Annotated in this window: 15 protein-coding genes; 4 read left to right on the top strand and 11 right to left on the bottom strand. The window is 61.2% G+C overall.

Going from position 1 to position 14,385, the window contains the following annotated elements; translation table 11 throughout:
* The first annotated feature begins 229 nt into the window (after positions 1–229).
* Positions 230–1,345 (top strand): LOG family protein, encoded by a 1,116-nt coding sequence (locus UCMB321_RS07000; protein WP_040064877.1) that lies wholly within the window; start codon positions 230–232, stop codon positions 1,343–1,345.
* Here UCMB321_RS07000 and recX read toward each other — a convergent pair whose 3' ends face one another.
* The 9 genes from recX to hemJ form a co-directional block, all read right to left on the bottom strand.
* The gene (recX, locus tag UCMB321_RS06995) at positions 1,346–1,813 is read right to left on the bottom strand and encodes a recombination regulator RecX (protein WP_040064876.1); all 468 of its coding nucleotides are present in this window, start codon (positions 1,811–1,813) and stop codon (positions 1,346–1,348) included.
* An 8-nt stretch (positions 1,814–1,821) separates the two neighbouring features.
* Positions 1,822–2,883 (bottom strand): recombinase RecA, encoded by a 1,062-nt coding sequence (gene recA, locus UCMB321_RS06990; RefSeq protein WP_040064875.1) that lies wholly within the window; start codon positions 2,881–2,883, stop codon positions 1,822–1,824.
* An 83-nt stretch (positions 2,884–2,966) separates the two neighbouring features.
* Positions 2,967–3,467, bottom strand: coding sequence for a CinA family protein (locus UCMB321_RS06985; protein ID WP_040064874.1), 501 nt, complete (start codon positions 3,465–3,467; stop codon positions 2,967–2,969).
* Positions 3,468–3,520: 53 nt separating this feature from the next.
* A complete protein-coding gene (locus tag UCMB321_RS06980) occupies positions 3,521–4,492 on the bottom strand; it encodes an IS110 family RNA-guided transposase (protein WP_040063012.1) in 972 nt (323 codons plus the stop codon).
* 350 nt (positions 4,493–4,842) lie between these two features.
* Complete coding sequence (locus UCMB321_RS06975; protein ID WP_040064873.1) at positions 4,843–5,181, bottom strand: histidine triad nucleotide-binding protein; 339 nt, start codon at positions 5,179–5,181, stop codon at positions 4,843–4,845.
* A 63-nt stretch (positions 5,182–5,244) separates the two neighbouring features.
* Positions 5,245–6,033, bottom strand: a complete 789-nt coding sequence (locus UCMB321_RS06970) for an SDR family NAD(P)-dependent oxidoreductase (protein WP_040064872.1) — start codon at positions 6,031–6,033, stop codon at positions 5,245–5,247.
* A 60-nt stretch (positions 6,034–6,093) separates the two neighbouring features.
* The gene (locus UCMB321_RS06965; protein ID WP_040064871.1) at positions 6,094–7,053 is read right to left on the bottom strand and encodes a DUF805 domain-containing protein; all 960 of its coding nucleotides are present in this window, start codon (positions 7,051–7,053) and stop codon (positions 6,094–6,096) included.
* Between the two features lie 72 nt (positions 7,054–7,125).
* Positions 7,126–8,097: an NAD(P)H-dependent flavin oxidoreductase gene (locus UCMB321_RS06960; RefSeq protein ID WP_040064870.1), complete on the bottom strand. Its 972-nt coding sequence runs from the start codon at positions 8,095–8,097 to the stop codon at positions 7,126–7,128.
* A gap of 36 nt (positions 8,098–8,133) precedes the next feature.
* Positions 8,134–8,562 (bottom strand): protoporphyrinogen oxidase HemJ, encoded by a 429-nt coding sequence (gene hemJ, locus UCMB321_RS06955; protein ID WP_040064869.1) that lies wholly within the window; start codon positions 8,560–8,562, stop codon positions 8,134–8,136.
* 134 nt (positions 8,563–8,696) lie between these two features.
* Here hemJ and argC point away from each other — a divergent pair, with 134 nt between their 5' ends.
* Positions 8,697–9,731 (top strand): N-acetyl-gamma-glutamyl-phosphate reductase, encoded by a 1,035-nt coding sequence (argC, locus tag UCMB321_RS06950; RefSeq protein WP_040064868.1) that lies wholly within the window; start codon positions 8,697–8,699, stop codon positions 9,729–9,731.
* 165 nt (positions 9,732–9,896) lie between these two features.
* On the top strand, positions 9,897–10,247 hold the full coding sequence (gene erpA / locus UCMB321_RS06945; RefSeq protein ID WP_007906865.1) for an iron-sulfur cluster insertion protein ErpA: 351 nt from the start codon (positions 9,897–9,899) through the stop codon (positions 10,245–10,247).
* Positions 10,248–10,302: 55 nt separating this feature from the next.
* Here the strand turns inward: erpA and UCMB321_RS06940 are convergent, their stop codons facing one another.
* Both UCMB321_RS06940 and UCMB321_RS06935 read right to left on the bottom strand, forming a co-directional pair.
* Positions 10,303–11,391: an anhydro-N-acetylmuramic acid kinase gene (locus UCMB321_RS06940; protein WP_040064867.1), complete on the bottom strand. Its 1,089-nt coding sequence runs from the start codon at positions 11,389–11,391 to the stop codon at positions 10,303–10,305.
* 6 nt (positions 11,392–11,397) lie between these two features.
* Positions 11,398–12,810: a peptidoglycan DD-metalloendopeptidase family protein gene (locus tag UCMB321_RS06935; protein WP_040064866.1), complete on the bottom strand. Its 1,413-nt coding sequence runs from the start codon at positions 12,808–12,810 to the stop codon at positions 11,398–11,400.
* Positions 12,811–13,019: 209 nt separating this feature from the next.
* Between UCMB321_RS06935 and tyrS the strand changes: the two genes are divergently transcribed.
* The gene (gene tyrS / locus UCMB321_RS06930; protein ID WP_040064865.1) at positions 13,020–14,219 is read left to right on the top strand and encodes a tyrosine--tRNA ligase; all 1,200 of its coding nucleotides are present in this window, start codon (positions 13,020–13,022) and stop codon (positions 14,217–14,219) included.
* Positions 14,220–14,385: the final 166 nt, after the last annotated feature.

Raw genomic sequence — 14,385 nt, 5'->3', positions numbered from 1 at the left:
CCTGGCGCGCCGCTGCCTGTCATCGGTGCGCAGTTCCACCTCCCGCCCCGCGCAACCCTTGCGAGAAGCAGCTAAAGTCCTTTGCAAAGGGGCAATAAGCGGTTGCCAGCCATGACTTTATAGGCTCATCATCAAATCGACATGGCACACATGCGACACATGCAGTGACGCGGCCTTGGCGAACTTTCTTTCGGCCACGCCAAGGGTTCCGTGCAGAAGGAGACGTTGAATGCCTTACGAACCGAATGACTTGCTGTCCCGTCATTTCCAGAACAACGGTATCGACCTTAGCCGGGTCGAAGAACAACTCAACCAGGTTGCTCCCAATAGTCCGAACCTTGCGCTTTACCGAGACATGATGCTGACCGTCCTGCGCATGGCCCAGGACGACCGCAACCGCTGGAATGCGAAGATCGTCCTGCAAACCCTGCGTGAACTGGAGAACGCCTTTCGCGTGCTGGACCAGTTCAAGGGTCGCCGCAAGGTCACGGTGTTCGGCTCGGCGCGAACGCCCACCGAACATCCGCTCTATGCACAAGCCCGCGCACTGGGCACGGCGCTGGCCCATTCCAACCTGATGGTCATCACCGGTGGCGGTGGCGGCATTATGGCTGCGGCCCACGAAGGTGCCGGCCTGGAACACAGCCTCGGGTTCAACATCACCCTGCCCTTCGAACAACACGCCAATTCAACCGTGGACGGTACGCAGAACCTGCTGTCCTTCCACTTTTTCTTTACCCGCAAGCTGTTCTTCGTCAAGGAAGCCGATGCCCTGGTGCTCTGCCCCGGCGGCTTTGGCACCCTCGATGAGGCACTGGAAGTGCTGACCCTGATCCAGACCGGCAAGAGCCCGCTGGTTCCGGTGATTCTGCTGGATGCCCCAGGGGGCAGCTTCTGGCAGGGAGCTCTGGACTTCATCCGCAATCAACTGGAGGCCAATCACTACATTCTGCCCAACGACCTGAAACTGATGCGCCTGGTCTACAACGCCGACGAGGCGGTGGAAGAGATCAAGCGGTTCTACAGCAATTTCCACTCCAGCCGCTGGCTGAAAAAGCAGTTCGTGATCCGCATGAATCATCCGCTCAACGAACGGGCGATGGAACAGATACAAAAGGACTTTGCCGACCTGTGCGTCAACGGGCACTTTTATCAGGGTGCCTGCGATGACCAGCAACACGATGAACCGCAGTTCGACCATTTGACGCGCTTGTCGTTCGCCTTCACGGCCCGCGACCAGGGGCGCCTGCGGGAGCTGGTGGACTTCATCAACAGGACGGAAAACTGGAGCAAGGCCAAGGCGCCGGCACAGGAACGCACGCGCGAACCGATCAAGGCAACCTGATCAGTCATCCAGCCCACGGCCGCTGAACAGGCGGCCGATCATGTCCATGGAATAACCCCGATAACTCAGGAAGCGTCCCTGCTGGGCACGCTCACGGGCGTCAGTGGGCAAATGCCCGGCGAATTTGCGGCGCCAGGTGTCTTCCAGCTGCGCTTGCCAGTCGAAACCGCTTTCACGCAAGGCCAACTCGATATCGGCACGTTGCAGGCCGCGCTGGCTCAGCTCTTCGCGAATACGCATAGGGCCGTAGCCGGAACGGGCACGGTAGGAAACGAAGCTTTCGAGGTAGCGGGATTCGGACAACAGCCCCTCTTCCGTCAAGCGGTCGAGTTCTGTGTCGATCATTTCAGGTGGGGCGCCGCGCTGACGCAGTTTACGCGTCAGCTCGACTCGACCGTGCTCGCGTCGCGCAAGCAGGTCCATGGCAGTACGCCGTACGGCGACCGGGGTATCCAGTACGGCGCTCATTGGCTCACTCAGATATCGGCGTCAGCCAGATCATCTTCGGTCTCGTCAACGGTGGCTACGCCTTTGACGTCGGCACCCGCGCCAGCATTCAGCAGCTTGTCACGCAGTTGCTTCTCGAGGGCCGCGGCGACTTCCGGGTTATCCGCCAGGAACTTGGCCGAGTTGGCCTTGCCCTGACCGATCTTGCTGCCGTTGTAGCTGTACCAGGCACCGGATTTCTCGACGAAACCGTGCAGCACGCCCAGGTCGATCATCTCGCCGTTCAGGTAGATGCCCTTGCCGTAAAGGATCTGGAACTCGGCCTGACGGAACGGCGAAGCCACCTTGTTCTTCACGACCTTGACGCGGGTTTCGCTGCCCACCACTTCGTCGCCTTCCTTCACCGCGCCGGTACGGCGGATGTCCAGGCGCACCGAGGCGTAGAACTTCAGCGCGTTACCACCGGTGGTGGTCTCAGGGCTGCCGAACATCACGCCGATCTTCATGCGGATCTGGTTGATGAAGATCACCAGGCAATTGGCGTTCTTGATGTTACCGGTGATCTTGCGCAGTGCCTGGGACATCAGACGGGCTTGCAGGCCGACGTGCATGTCGCCCATTTCACCTTCGATTTCCGCTTTTGGCACCAGGGCGGCCACGGAGTCGACGATGATCACGTCCACCGCGTTGGAGCGCACCAGCATGTCGGTGATCTCCAGGGCCTGCTCGCCGGTGTCCGGCTGAGAGACCAGCAGGTCGTCGACATTGACGCCCAGCTTGCCGGCGTATTCAGGGTCCAGGGCGTGTTCGGCGTCGACGAAGGCGCAGGTCGCACCGGCTTTTTGCGCCTGGGCGATGACGGAAAGCGTCAGGGTGGTCTTACCCGAGGATTCCGGACCGTAGATCTCGACGATACGGCCTTTCGGCAGACCGCCGATGCCCAGCGCAATGTCCAGGCCCAGGGAACCGGTGGAGATCGAAGGGATCGCCTGACGGTCATGATCGCCCATCCGCATCACGGCACCCTTGCCGAATTGACGTTCGATCTGACCCAAGGCCGCAGCCAAGGCTTTCTTCTTGTTGTCGTCCATTAAAGTCCTCACGTAATCAATAAGGCCTGACGGCCAACACCTGTATAAGTAGCCAGTATTATTCCACAGCGTCGGCGGATCGCCTACCCCTGATTTGCGATTTCTGCTTCCGCCCGTCGTAACAGGCCTTCCAGCGCGGCCAGAACCGTTTGTCGACGGACCGCGTCGCGGTCGCCGGGAAAGTGCCGGCGCTCGGCAATCACTTCGTCGCCGCAGCCCCAGGCCAGCCAGACGGTGCCCACCGGTTTCTCGGCGGAACCGCCATCCGGCCCGGCCACGCCGCTGACCGCTACGGCGAAGCGTGCCGCGCTGTAGGCCTGGGCGCCGCGGACCATGGCCTCGACCACTTCACGGCTGACAGCGCCGACCTGGCCGAACAAGACCTCGGGCACGTCCAGTTGGAGGGTCTTCTGTTTGTTGGAATAGGTCACATAACCGGCTTCGAACCAGGTCGAACTGCCGGGAATCCGGGTGATCGCCTCGGCGATGCCGCCGCCGGTGCAGGACTCGGCGGTGGTGACCTGGGCCTTGAGCGTCTGCAAGCGCTTGCCGAGTTCGGCGGCAAGCCGGGTGATTTCGTCCACGTTCCTCTCCTGGTCGGGGCGAAGCGGAACCCTTGTAGATACCGTCTTGACCCTCATCGCGCAAGCGCGATGTTTGGGTCAAACGGTATGCCTGATTTGAGCACTCCGTAGACCAGATGTAACAGCTTGCGCATTGCTGCACAGATGATCTGTTTAGGGGCCTTTCCTTTGGCTTTCAGGCGCTCGCTCAGTGCCCTGACCGCCGGGTTCCATCTCATCGCCACCATCGCAGGCATGTACATTCCGGTCCGTAGGCTGGCCGAGCCGGTCTTGGATATCGGCGTCGGACCAACGTAGTTACCTGATTGGTCTATCAATGGATTCAGGCCTGCAAATGCCACAACAGCGCGAGGGCCACTGTAGTCCAGAGGGTCGCCCAGTTCGGCGAGGATCAAGGCGGCGCTCGTTTCACCCAACCCGTCGATGGACACGATCAAATCACGCTTCTGACGTAGGTCAGGATCGTCATCAATGTTGTCTTTGATGGCCTTCTGAGTCGCGGCAATCTCACTTTTCACGTGATTGATCACGGACAGGATCGAGGCTTGGACGTTGGCTTGGGCGACGTCCAGGCGGTTGGTCTCCATTTGCAGGATTTCCTGGAGATCCTCCAGTCGCCGGACTAAAGCCCTTAAACGACGGCGAGCAGGCAGTTCTGGTACCCAGGCTCTGAGTTTGTGCTGCTTCTGCTGGGCATAGGCGGCGATCAGTTTGGCATCGGCTTTGTCGGTTTTGACCCGACGCAAATCCTCCTTGCCGAACGCATGAATGACGGCAGGGTTAACGATGCAAACTCGATAACCTTTTGCATGCAGGAAGTCTGCGAGAGCCTCGTGATAGGTGCCGGTAGCCTCCATGACGACCCAGGCTTGCGGATCGGCATGTTTCTCCAGCCAGGCCTCGACCTCGCTGAAGCCTGAAGCGTTATTGGGCAGCTTGGCCTTCGTACGGAACTTGCCGTTGTCCAACGGCGTAGCGATGTCGAAGGTGTTTTTGGCTGTGTCGATACCCACGAAAGCGGACATGGTCTTCTCCCTGAAATCCGAAAAGATCACCACTGCACTCGGTTCTGCCTTGCCAATACGTGCTCACGCCGAAGCGGGCCACTAGATACCGTTCGAACTTGCTGAGTGAGTGTGGAAGGCCGGAGCACGTATCTATAATGCGGGCTCGAGGCCCTAGGAGCTGGACGGCTTCTCGGTCTTCCCTCGATGATCAGTCGAGAACTATCGCCTCTGACGAGGCGTTAGTCGAGATACAAGGAGCTGGCTTGCCAGCGATGAGGCCCTTGAGTCCTGCATTGTCCTTTCGGTCGCCATCGCTGCGGTGCGGCGTTCCGACAAGCCAGCTCCTACAAAGGGTGCAGCGTGGGGTATCAGCCCGGCGGCCAGTGCATCTGGCGCTGACCCAGCACGTGCATATGAATGTGATAGACGGTCTGCCCGCCTTGTTCATTGCAGTTCATCACCACGCGAAAGCCTTCTTCGCATCCCAGCTCCAGGGCCAGGCGCTGGGCGGTGAAGAGGATGTGCCCGGCCAGGGCCTTGTCGTCTTCGGTCAGGTCATTGAGCGTGCGTACCGGCTTTTTCGGCACGACCAGGAAATGCACCGGTGCCTGCGGGGCGATATCGTGGAAGGCGAGGACCTGGTCATCTTCGTAGATGATCCTCGCGGGTATTTCTCTGTTGATGATCTTGGTGAACAGAGTATCCACAGCTGTTTCTCCGTTGGGTGAGTCGGGCCAGAGTCTGTACGGACACGGCCGTGAGTTCAAGTTTCAGCGCGGGCAATAGGCCTTGGTGGTGACACCGGCGAGCTTGCGCATCATCCAGCGTGGCATCAGGCGCGGAGCCCGGGCCAGCCAGCGGTTGCGCCAACCTGGAATGATCACCGCCCGGTTCTTGTCCAGGGCGCGCACCGCGTACAGCGCCACCTCTTCGGGGCTCATCATCAGCCGGCTGTGGGCAAGCTTTTCGACCGCCAGCTGGGCCGTACGAAAGAACGCGGTCCGGGTCAGGCCCGGGCAGAGCACCGACACCTTGATGCCGGTTTTCTTCAACTCTTCGCGCAGGCCTTCGGAGAAGTGCAGCACGTAGGCCTTGCTCGCGTAATAGGTGCTCATCCAGGGGGCCGGGTGAAAAGCCGCCACCGACGCCACGTTGAGGATCTGTCCACCACCGTGTATCGCCATGAGGTTACCCAGGGTATGACAAAGTCGGGTCAGGGCCAGGATATTGACCTCGATCAGGTCCTGCTCCGTCCCCCAATCCTGGGCCAGGAACGGGCCGCAGGTGCCGAGGCCGGCGCAATTGACCAGCAGGTCGATCTGCCGTTCGCCTTCTTCCAGTTCCAGGAGAAAGCCGGAAAGGCGTAGCGGCTCGCTCAGGTCGCAGGCGCGAAACAGCACCTCGACGCCGAAGCGCTGGGTCAACTCCAGGGCAATGGTTTCCAGCTGATCACGCTGGCGGGCCACCAGAATCAGGCTGCGGCCCCGGCGCGCCAGGGCTTCGGCCAGTGCCAGGCCAATACCACTGGAGGCGCCGGTGATCAGGGCGTAACGGGTCATGCAGTTCTCCATCACAACGGCTCCGAGCCTTGGGACAGAGGGTCGCAGGCTCGGAAACGGTTATTCTTTCTCGTCTTTCCCATAGTCTACAGCGGGCGGAGCGGGTTCGGCTGCTGCATCGCTGGCGCTGTCGGCCTCGTCGGGGCTGACGGCGTCGCTGCTTTCGGAATAGCTGGCCGATTCGTTGGCGTAGTCTCTCTCCAGGTTGGCCAGGCCACCGGTGACGCCCGCGATGACAAAGACCACTGCGAAGACGACCGAGAGCACGGCCAGGACCTTGACCGCGGTGCTGTTGGGCGGTGGCGGTGCGCCGTATTGGTTGGCGCCGTTGTTGCCGGGGCAGAACATCAGCACGAAGGGGAATACGCTGCCCACGAACGGTACCAGGGTCAGCAGCCAGAGCCAGCCGGACCAGCCGATGTCATGCAGGCGCTGTACGGCTATCTGGATGGACACGACCACGAAGGCGATCAAGGCCGCGCCACCGAGCACCACGCCGATGGTGATCGCCGTGTTCAACGAGGCGGCTACCGTGCCCATGGCGAGGGCGAAGATGGCGCCGGCCACCGGGATGGTGACGAACATCAGGGCCATGGTCCAGGCCAGGTAGCGCAGCCGCCCGATCCGCCCGCGAGTGGTGAAGGCCTGGAGCTGGCCAAAGGCGGGGAGGGTATCCCCGACCCGGGCCTGCGGCGGGGCGTAGGGCGATTGCTCGGTCGCGGTGTCCGCGGGGGCGGTACTGGCCGGCAGGTCATCGATATCCGCCAGGCTCAGCTCGACCGCGGCCGGTTCGGCTTCCAGGCGGGCCTCGATGCCGGTCTTGCGCAGGGCTTGCAGGTAGGACTCGGCCTCGGTGGCCGAAAGGTCGCGTTTCAGGGCAACCGGCTGACCGCTGAACAGCCGCTCGATCGAAGCGGCATCGGTCTTGAACAGGGCGGCGAGGTTGTGCAGGGCAGTGGATTTTTCCACTCCCGCCTGCAAGGTGCCGTCGAACACGATTTTGAAGCGGTTTTCGCTCATGAAGGGCGTCCTTGTCACAAGTCATTGGCGTTGCAGTGTAAGCCTGCAACAGGGGTGCAGGCCACCTTCTACTTACCGGCGCGGCCAGTGCCGTGGCAGTTCCGCGGCCAGCGCCTGGGCTTTGCAGTACTCGGCATCGAGCCGGGAGATCAACTGGTCGACGCTGGGCAGGTCGGCGATTTCACCGACCCCCTGGCCGGCCGACCAGACGGTTTTCCAGGCCTTGGCCTCATCGCTGATCGGCTTGAGCTTGGCACCGAAGTTCACCTCGCCCTTGCCTTGCAGCGCGGCGAGGTCGAAGCCGGCCTTTTCCAGGCTCTGGCGCATGAAGCTCGCCGGTACGCCGGATACCGCCGCAGTGTGCACGATATCGGCTGCCTGGGCTGTGAGCAGCATCTCTTTATAGGCATCGGAAGCATGACTTTCCGTGGTTCCGATAAATCGGGTGCCGAAATAGGCCAGGTCCGCCCCGAGCAACTGTGCGGCGAGAATCTCGTGACCGTGGTTCAGGCAGCCGGCCAGTAGCAGCGTCTTGTCGAAGAACTGGCGGATTTCGGCGATCAGGGCAAACGGACTCCAGGTGCCGGCATGGCCACCGGCACCGGCTGCCACGGCAATCAGGCCATCCACCCCGGCTTCGGCGGCTTTTTCGGCATGGCGACGGGTGGTCACGTCGTGGAACACCAGGCCGCCGTAGCCGTGTACGGCGTCCACCAGTTCCTTGACGGCGCCCAGGCTGGTGATGACGATCGGCACCTTGTGTTCGATGCAGATCTGCAGATCGGCCTGCAGTCGCGGGTTGCTGTTGTGCACGATCAGGTTGACGGCGTAAGGCGCCGGATTGTCCAGCGTCGCCAGGCCCGCTTCGATTTCCTCGAGCCAGGCCTTGAAGCCACTGCTTTCGCGCTGGTTCAGTGCCGGGAAGCTGCCCACCACCCCGTTGCGGCAGCAAGCGAGCACCAGTTGCGGGTTGGAAATCAGGAACATCGGCGCGGCCACCACGGGCAAGCGCAGGCGTTGTTCGAGCAGGGCGGGCAGCGACATGGAGAGTGCTCCGATAGGGGATGAGTGGGCTCGTAGCTAGAACGGCCGGACAACGACCAGAATGACAATAGCCAGCAATAGCAGAACCGGCACTTCATTGAACCAGCGATAAAAGACATGACTGCGGGTGTTTTCGCCACGGGCAAAGCGTTTCACCTGGGCGCCGCACATATGGTGATAGCCGATCAGCACGGCTACCAAGGTCAGCTTGGCATGTATCCAGGCGCCTTGGCTGAAGATGCTCGGGTTGAGGGCGATCAGCCAGCCGCCGAAGATCAGCGTGGCGATCATCGCCGGGCCCATGATCGCGCGATACAGCTTGCGTTCCATGACGCTGAAACGCTCCTGGCTGGCGCTGTCCTCGCTCTGGGCGTGGTAGACGAACAGGCGCGGCAGATAGAACAGGCCGGCAAACCAGCAGATGACGCTGACGATATGAAAGGCTTTGACCCACAGATAGAGCATTTTGGTTATTCCCAGGTTCACGGTAGGCCGAATAGTAGAGGCTCGTGTGTCCGCACGTCACCTTGACGGTTGTCGCAGGCGCGCGCGACCCCTATCATCGTGGGCTTTCCAGTGGTTTCGTTGAGGGGCAGGTCATGGTCAAGGTCGGTATCGTCGGCGGCACGGGTTACACCGGTGTCGAATTGCTGCGTCTGTTGGCACAGCATCCGCAGGCAGAAGTGGTCGTCATCACTTCGCGATCCGAGGCGGGCCTGGCCGTGGCCGACATGTACCCGAACCTGCGCGGTCATTACGACGGCCTGAGGTTCAGCGTGCCGGACATCAATACCCTTGGCGCCTGCGATGTGGTGTTCTTCGCTACACCTCATGGCGTGGCCCACGCCCTGGCCGGTGAGTTGCTGTCGGCCGGCACCAAGGTCATCGACCTGTCCGCCGACTTCCGTCTGCAGGACGCCGAGGAATGGGCCAAGTGGTATGGCCAGCCGCACGGTGCGCCGGGGTTGCTGGACGAGGCGGTCTATGGCTTGCCGGAAGTGAACCGCGAGAAGATCAAGCAGGCCCGCCTGATTGCCGTGCCGGGCTGCTATCCAACCGCGACCCAGCTGGGTTTCCTGCCGCTGCTTGAAGCGGGCCTGGCGGATACCACGCGCCTGATCGCCGACTGCAAGTCGGGCGTCAGCGGGGCCGGTCGCGGTGCCAGTGTGGGCTCGTTGTACTCGGAAACCTCCGAAAGCCTGAAAGCCTACGCGGTGAAGGGCCATCGTCATCTGCCGGAAATCCGCCAGGGGCTGCGGCGTGCCGCCGGCCAGGACGTGGGGCTGACCTTCGTGCCGCACCTCACGCCGATGATCCGTGGTATTCACTCCACGCTTTACGCGACCGTAGTCGATCGTTCGGTGGATCTGCAGGCGTTGTTCGAGAAGCGTTACGCCAACGAACCGTTCGTCGACGTGATGCCGGCCGGCAGCCATCCGGAAACCCGTAGCGTACGCGGCGCCAACGTGTGCCGGATTGCCGTGCATCGTCCGCAGGACGGCGACCTGGTGGTGGTGTTGTCGGTGATCGACAACCTGGTCAAGGGGGCCTCGGGCCAGGCGGTGCAGAACCTGAACATCCTGTTCGGTCTGGACGAGCGCCTGGGCCTGTCCCATGCGGGCATGCTGCCGTAAGGCATCGATCGTGCTCGCCAGGAAGGCCCGTCAAGCGGGCCTTCCTGCATTCTGCGAGGTCGCATGGATTGATATACCCTAACAATAGTTGACCGCTTTTCTAGGAGAAGCGGATAATGCGCGTCATCACGCATTATGGCGGCGTAACGCCGGGAGATAGTCAGCATGAGCGTCGAATCCTTCACCCCCACGGCTTTGCAATTCACCCACGGTGCCGCGCACAAGGTGAAGAGTCTGGTCGACGAAGAGGGTAATGATCGCTTGAAGCTGCGCGTATTCGTTACGGGTGGCGGTTGTTCAGGGTTTCAGTACGGCTTCACCTTCGATGAGGAAGTCGCCGATGACGATACCATCGTCGAGCGCGAAGGCGTCAGCCTGGTGGTCGATCCGATGAGCTTCCAGTACCTGGCAGGCGCCGAGGTGGATTACCAGGAAGGCCTGGAAGGCTCGCGTTTTGTGATCAAGAACCCGAATGCCACCACGACCTGTGGTTGCGGGTCGTCGTTCTCGATCTGATTGTAGAGTGCGCTTTACCGCCAACGCCGCGAACTTCGCGGCGTTTTGCTGTGTGTCAGGCGGGGTAGATGGCGCCCAGCACCCGCAGGCCGCGTGCGCCGGTGACACTTGGGCGATTGGCTTTGATGCCATCAAGGCAGCATTGGGCCAGCCAGGCAAAGGCCATGGCTTCGACCCAGTCGGGGTCCACGCCATGGGTGGCGGTGCTTCCGACCCGGGTGCCGGGTAGCAACTGGGCCAGTCGCGCCATCAGGGCCGCGTTATGGGCACCGCCGCCACACACCAGTAATTCTTCAGTCTTCTCCTGGGCGCTTGTCAGCGACTCGACGATGGTCCGTGCGCTGAGTTCGAGCAGGGTGGCCTGGATATCCTCGGCCGCCAGGGCGGGCAGGCGGCTCAGGTGCCGTTTCAGCCAGTTCAGGTTGAACACCTCCCGGCCGGTGCTTTTCGGGCCCTGGGTCTGGAAGAACGGATCGCTGAGCAGGGCTTGCAGCAGAGCGGAGTCAACCCGGCCGCTGGCCGCCCATTGGCCGTTGCGGTCGTAGGGTTCGTTGCGCTGATCCTGGATCCAGGCGTCGAGCAGCACATTGCCGGGGCCGCAGTCGAAGCCGGAGACCGCCTGGCCCGGTTCGATCAGGCTCAGATTGCTGAATCCGCCGACATTCAGCACGGCGCGCTGTCCCTTGCGCGCTTCGAAAAGCGCTTCATGGAAGGCCGGAACCAGTGGCGCGCCCTGGCCGCCGGCCGCCACATCGCGACGCCGGAAGTCGCTGACGACGGTGATGCCGGTCAGTTCCGCGAGCAAGGCCGGGTTGCCGATCTGCACGGTAAAACCGCGTGCCGGTTCGTGGCGGATGGTCTGGCCGTGACTGCCGATGGCCCGCACGGCATCGGGCTTGAGTCGCTGTTGTTCCAGCAGGGTGTTGATACCCTGGGCGGCCAGGCTGACCCAGTTCTGCTCGGCGATGGCGGCCCGGGCAATTTCGTCGGGGCCGCTGGCGCACAGGCCAAGCAGTTCTGCGCGCAAGGCCTGCGGCATGGGGATGTAGTGGCTGGCCAGCAGCCGGATGGAGCCATCCAGCGCTACCAGGGCAATGTCCAGCCCATCAAGACTGGTCCCGGACATCACGCCTATGTAGAGCATCGTGGTTTACCGTTTGGCCGAGGCGACTTTGCTGGGCTTTTCCTGGTCCATGCGCGCCATCAGCGGCTGGCTCTGTTGCAGGAAGCGGGCCCGTTCGGACTTGGCGATCGAGTCGGCCATGGGCAGCTTCTGGCCCAGCGGGTCAACGTGTACGCCATTGACCTGGAACTCGTAGTGCAGGTGCGGACCAGTCGACAGGCCGGTGGTGCCGATGTAGCCAATGACCTGGCCTTGCTTGACGCTGCTGCCGGTGTGTACGCCCTTGGCAAAACCCTGCATGTGACCGTAAAGGGTCCGGTAGGTATTGTTGTGCTGGATGATCACCGTGTTGCCATAGCCGCCGCGACGACCGGCCAGGAGTACCTTGCCGTCGCCGGCGGCCTTGATCGGCGTACCGCGCGGAGCTGCGTAGTCGACGCCTTTGTGGGCGCGAATCTTGTTCAGGATCGGATGTTTGCGGCCCATGGAGAAGCGCGAGCTGATGCGGGCGAAATCCACGGGCGTGCGGATAAAGGCCTTGCGCATGCTGTTGCCATCGGCGGTGTAGTAGCTGCTGGAACCCTGCTTGTTGGTGTAGCGCACGGCGGTGTGGACCTTGCCGCGATTGGTGAAGCGTGCGGACAGGATATTGCCGGTGCCCACGGTCTTGCCGTTGACCACTTTCTGTTCGTAGATCACTTCGAATTCGTCGCCGGGGCGGATGTCCTGGGCGAAGTCGATGTCGTAGCCGAACACCTTGGTCATTTCTTGGGTCAGGCTATGGGGCATGCCGGCGCGTTGGGCGGAGAGTGACAGCGAGCCTTTGATAACGCCGTGCACGTAGGCAGAACGCACCACCGGCTTGGCAATCACACGATTGAAGGTGAAACCTTTCGGGCCCTTGGTCAGGGTGATGGTCTCAAGGTCGCTGACCTTGCTGTGCAGGTTGTTCAACTGGCCGTCGGGGCCCAGCTCGAACTCCAGGGTCTGACCATGCTTGAGTTGGGAAAACTGCTTGGCTTGTTTATCGCTGGCCAGGACCTCATGTACCGATGCAGCCGGCAGGCCGACCTTTTCGAACAGGGTAGAGAGCGTATCGCCGCGGGTAACGGTCACTTCGCGGTGGCTTGGCGCCTTCTTTTCCTCGGGTGCCGGTTCGGTCTTGGCGGTGTCGTGGGTGTCATCGGCGCTGTTGTCGATCTGGGCAAAAGGCGATGGATTGCCTTCATTTGTGGCTTGATCGAGTTCAACGGCGTCTTTGTCTTGTGTCAGTTGATCGGCTGGGCGTTCCAGCTCCAGGTTCAACGTTGTCTTCTTGGCCTCTACGTCACTGGATGGAAATATCAGTAGCGCCAGGCTGAGAAGGGCGGCGATGCCACTTGCGGCCAGCAGGTGGGTCTTCGGATAAAGCGGGGGCGCTTTAGGCGGCTCTGTGGTCATAGGTAATTTGACTTTGAAGAAGATGAACTGGAAAAGATGAATGACATGATGAAGATGAAATAACTGTATAAAATATAACCAAAACACCTCTGAAGCAAGTCTGTCATGTGCGGACGGGCGTTTCGTGCCCGTATGCCGGGCAAAACTTGTATTTGGGCTGTGATCTTGTATGGTTGGTTCCCTTTGAATCTGAGCCTTGCAGGTTGGTTATGAAGTCGGTTGAAGAGCAGCTCGCGCTGATCAAGCGTGGTGCGGAAGAGGTGTTGGTCGAGTCCGAATTGGTCGAGAAGCTCAAGCGCGGCCAGCCGTTGCGTATCAAGGCCGGCTTCGACCCGACGGCACCGGATCTGCATCTGGGGCACACGGTCCTTATCAACAAGCTGCGCCAGTTCCAGGAGCTGGGGCATCAGGTGATCTTCCTGATCGGCGACTTCACCGGCATGATTGGTGACCCGAGCGGCAAGAGCGCCACGCGTCCACCGCTGACGCGCGAGCAGGTGCTCGAGAATGCCGAGACCTACAAAAACCAGGTGTTCAAGATCCTTGATCCGGCCAGGACCGAGGTGGCGTTCAACTCCACCTGGATGGACCAGATGGGGCCGGCGGACTTCATTCGCCTGACGTCGCAGTACACCGTGGCACGAATGCTCGAGCGCGACGACTTCAGCAAGCGCTATGGCACCAACCAGCCTATCGCCATCCATGAGTTCCTTTATCCGCTGGTGCAGGGGTATGACTCCGTTGCGCTGCGCGCGGATGTCGAGTTGGGCGGTACCGACCAGAAGTTCAACCTGCTGATGGGGCGTGAGTTGCAACGCGCCTATGGACAGGAGGCTCAGTGCATTCTCACCATGCCGTTGCTCGAAGGGCTGGATGGCGTGAAGAAGATGTCCAAGTCCCTGGGTAACTATGTGGGGATCCAGGAAGCGCCGGGTGTCATGTACGGCAAGCTGGTATCGATCCCGGATGCCTTGATGTGGCGCTACTTCGAGCTGCTGAGCTTCCGTTCGATGGATGAGATCAATCAGCTGCGCAAGGATGTCGAGGCGGGTGCCAACCCGCGTGATATCAAGATCAAGCTGGCTGAAGAGATCGTCGCTCGCTTCCATGGTGAAGAGGCGGCGGCCAATGCTCACCGTGGGGCGGGTAATCGCATGAAAGATGGCGAGCTGCCGGATGATCTGCCTGAGGTCGAAATCGGCGCGGCTGAAGACATGCCGATTGCCGCTGTCCTCAATAAGGCGGGTCTGGTGAAGAACTCGGCGGTCGCTCGTGATCTGCTGGGTTCCGGCGGTGTGCGTATCGATGGGGAGGTCGTCGACCGCTCCTTTATATACAAGCTGGGTGCTACTCACGTTTGTCAGGCTGGAAAGAAGGCATTTGCACGGATCACCCTCAAGGCCGAGTAACGCTGTCTTTTAGATAGAGGGCGCGCCTGTTGGGTGTGAGGTGAACGCTAAGGGAGCCGCAGGCTCCCTTAGTTGTTTTTGCGGTGCCTTTGACCTTTATGACAGAAAAGTGAAATTAACGGTTGACGGCAAATCCTACAGGTCTATAATTCGCCCCACTTCCGGC

Origin of the sequence: Pseudomonas batumici (genome assembly GCF_000820515.1) — a bacterium.
GTDB classification, from domain to species: domain Bacteria; phylum Pseudomonadota; class Gammaproteobacteria; order Pseudomonadales; family Pseudomonadaceae; genus Aquipseudomonas; species Aquipseudomonas batumici.
Note: the sequence above shows the minus strand (reverse complement) of the source record. Positions and strands in the feature narration are given on the sequence as shown.

Bases quoted from the DNA above. Each gene is read 5' to 3' on its own strand.
- UCMB321_RS07000 (WP_040064877.1), top strand. From the start codon at position 230: ATGCCTTACGAACCGAATGACTTGCTGTCCCGTCATTTCCAGAACAAC.
- recX (WP_040064876.1), bottom strand. From the start codon at position 1,813: ATGAGCGCCGTACTGGATACCCCGGTCGCCGTACGGCGTACTGCCATG.
- recA (WP_040064875.1), bottom strand. From the start codon at position 2,883: ATGGACGACAACAAGAAGAAAGCCTTGGCTGCGGCCTTGGGTCAGATC.
- UCMB321_RS06980 (WP_040063012.1), bottom strand. From the start codon at position 4,492: ATGTCCGCTTTCGTGGGTATCGACACAGCCAAAAACACCTTCGACATC.
- UCMB321_RS06970 (WP_040064872.1), bottom strand. From the start codon at position 6,033: ATGACCCGTTACGCCCTGATCACCGGCGCCTCCAGTGGTATTGGCCTG.
- UCMB321_RS06965 (WP_040064871.1), bottom strand. From the start codon at position 7,053: ATGAGCGAAAACCGCTTCAAAATCGTGTTCGACGGCACCTTGCAGGCG.
- UCMB321_RS06960 (WP_040064870.1), bottom strand. From the start codon at position 8,097: ATGTCGCTGCCCGCCCTGCTCGAACAACGCCTGCGCTTGCCCGTGGTG.
- hemJ (WP_040064869.1), bottom strand. From the start codon at position 8,562: ATGCTCTATCTGTGGGTCAAAGCCTTTCATATCGTCAGCGTCATCTGC.
- argC (WP_040064868.1), top strand. From the start codon at position 8,697: ATGGTCAAGGTCGGTATCGTCGGCGGCACGGGTTACACCGGTGTCGAA.
- erpA (WP_007906865.1), top strand. From the start codon at position 9,897: ATGAGCGTCGAATCCTTCACCCCCACGGCTTTGCAATTCACCCACGGT.
- UCMB321_RS06940 (WP_040064867.1), bottom strand. From the start codon at position 11,391: ATGCTCTACATAGGCGTGATGTCCGGGACCAGTCTTGATGGGCTGGAC.
- UCMB321_RS06935 (WP_040064866.1), bottom strand. From the start codon at position 12,810: ATGACCACAGAGCCGCCTAAAGCGCCCCCGCTTTATCCGAAGACCCAC.
- tyrS (WP_040064865.1), top strand. From the start codon at position 13,020: ATGAAGTCGGTTGAAGAGCAGCTCGCGCTGATCAAGCGTGGTGCGGAA.